Origin of the sequence: Okeania sp. SIO3I5 (genome assembly GCF_010672085.1) — a bacterium.
Taxonomy (GTDB): Bacteria; Cyanobacteriota; Cyanobacteriia; order Cyanobacteriales; family Microcoleaceae; genus Trichodesmium.
The window spans coordinates 1-2,926 of the sequence record NZ_JAAHHT010000247.1; the positions used below are offsets into that span (position 1 = coordinate 1).

1 protein-coding gene is annotated in these 2,926 nt (G+C 43.5%); it reads left to right on the top strand.

The window, feature by feature from the left end:
* Window positions 1-2,459 (top strand): WD40 domain-containing protein (locus F6K40_RS33275; RefSeq protein WP_483143784.1); only part of this gene is annotated, 2,459 nt, incomplete at its 5' end.
* Between the last annotated feature and the right edge of the window lie 467 nt (window positions 2,460-2,926).

The window sequence follows — 2,926 nt, forward strand, 5'->3', positions numbered from 1 at the left end:
AGATGGATGTACTAAAACTAGGTCGAAAATTACAACAGGTAAAGACTGCAACATCAGCTATTCAGATACAAGGTGCAGACTTACTGCGACAAACTTTTGACTTGCCTAGATATAAAGAAATCAATAGGTTAGAAGCCCATGAAAATTATGTCGAAGCGGTAGCATTTAGCCCCAAGGGAGATTTAATAGCTTCTGCAAGTACTGACAACACAGTAAAACTGTGGAAACCAGATGGCACTTTGGTACGCACTCTCACCGGACATGAAAATGATGTCGAAGCGGTAGCATTTAGCCCCAAGGGAGATTTAATAGCTTCTGCAAGTAGTGACAAGACAGTGAAACTGTGGAAACCAGATGGCACTTTGGTACGCACTCTCACCGGACATGAAAATTCTGTCAACGGTGTAGCATTTAGCCCCAAGGGAGATTTAATTGCTTCTGCAAGTAGTGACAAGACAGTGAAACTGTGGAAACCAGATGGCACTTTGGTGCGCACTCTCACCGGACATGAAAATTATGTCGAAGCGGTAGCATTTAGCCCCAAGGGAGATTTAATAGCTTCTGCAAGTTGGGATAACACGGTGAAACTGTGGAAACCAGATGGCACTTTGGTGCGCACTCTCACCGGGCATGAAAATTATGTCGAAGCGGTAGCATTTAGCCCCAAGGGAGATTTAATAGCTTCTACAAGTTGGGATAACACAGTGAAACTGTGGAAACCAGATGGCACTTTGGTGCGCACTCTCACCGGACATGAAAATGATGTCGAAGCGGTAGCATTTAGCCCCAAGGGAGATTTAATAGCTTCTGCAAGTTTGGATAACACAGTGAAACTGTGGAAACCAGATGGCACTTTGGTGCGCACTCTCACCGGACATAAAAATTATGTCGAAGCGGTAGCATTTAGCCCCAAGGGAGATTTAATAGCTTCTGCAAGTTTGGATAACACAGTGAAACTGTGGAAACCAGATGGCACTTTGGTGCGCACTCTCACCGGACATAAAAATTATGTCGAAGCGGTAGCATTTAGCCCCAAGGGAGATTTAATAGCTTCTGCAAGTAGGGATAACACAGTGAAACTGTGGAAAACAGATGGCACTTTGGTGCGCACTCTCACCGGACATGAAAATCCTGTAGAAGCGGTAGCATTTAGCCCCAAGGGAGATTTAATAGCTTCTGCAAGTTGGGATAACACGGTGAAACTGTGGAAACCAGATGGCACTTTGGTACACACTCTCACCGGACATGAAGATTCTGTCAGAGGTGTAGCATTTAGCCCCAAGGGAGATTTAATAGCTTCTGCAAGTATTGACAACACGGTGAAACTGTGGAAACCAGATGGCACTTTGGTACACACTCTCACCGGACATGAAGATAATGTCAGAGGTGTAGCATTTAGCCCCAAGGGAGATTTAATAGCTTCTGCAAGTTTTGATGACACAGTGAAACTGTGGCAACCAGATGGCACTTTGGTGCGCACTCTCACCGGACATGAAAATGATGTCAGAGGTGTAGCATTTAGCCCCAAGGGAGATTTAATAGCTTCTGCAAGTTTGGATAACACAGTGAAACTGTGGAAACCAGATGGCACTTTGGTGCGCACTCTCACCGGACATGAAAATTATGTCGAAGCGGTAGCATTTAGCCCCAAGGGAGATTTAATAGCTTCTGCAAGTAGGGATAACACAGTGAAACTGTGGAAACCAGATGGCACTTTGGTGCGCACTCTCACCGGACATGAAAATTCTGTCTGGGGTGTAGCATTTAGCCCCAAAGGAGATTTAATTGCTTCTGCAAGTAGTGACACGACAGCGAAATTGTGGCGCTTCAACCGAGATGACTTAATAACTCATGCTTGCCAGTGGATGAGTGACTATCTAAAAAATAATCCCAATGTCACTGAAGAGGAGCGGAATCTCTGTGGAGTAGAAGCTTCGGGAACAGCTTTATTTTTGCAAGGTGAGAACTTAGCAGCAGAGGGTAATATTAATGAAGCTATTTCTAAGTTTCAACAAGCATTTAAACTTGATTCCCATTTCAGTTTAAATTCAGCAGCAAAAAGTTTATTCAAGCGGGGCAAGCAATTAATAGAAGATAAAAATTTTGATGCAGGAATTTTGGCTTACGAGCAAGCGCAAAAGTTAGATGGAAAGTTAGAAATAACTGCTGGTGATTGGGGTTTTCTCTGTAGCAATGGGATCTTACACGAACGAGCCAAAGATGTACTGTTTGCCTGTGAAAAAGCAGTTAAACTCGCTCCTGAAGATGGATATATTATAGATAGTCGTGGTTTGGCGCGGGCATTAACTGGGGATTTTTCGGGAGCTATTAAGGACTTTGAAGTATTCATTAAATGGACTGATAATGAATACTTCAAATCACAACGAGAAGATTGGGTTGATGCTTTGAAAAAAGGGGAAAATCCTTTTACAGAAGAGGTGTTGAAGGAGTTGCGTTAATGGTATTAAGAGAGTTTTATATTGTCCTCCGCGAGGCGGTAATAGAGAAGTTAACCTTTCGGAGAAACCATTAAGGAGCGCCGAAGCAATCTCCTAATTTGACTGTTATAGTTGAGATTGCTTCGGGGGGTAATAATTGGGTAAAGCCAAATCATTAGTTTTCTGAGCCCCCCTCGCAATGACACGGAGAAACCATTAAGGAGCGCTGAAGCAATCTCCTAATTTGACTGTTATAGTTGAGATTGCTTCGGGGGGTAATAATTGGGTAAAGCTAAATCATTGTTTTCTCAGCCCCCCTCGCAATGACACGGAGAAAACATTAAGGAGCGCCGAAGCAATCTCCTAATTTGACTGTTATAGTTGAGATTGCTTCGGGGGGTAATAATTGGGTAAAGCCAAATCATTAGTTTTCTGAGCCCCCCTCGCAATGACACGGAGAAACCATTAAGGAGCGCTGAAGCAATCTC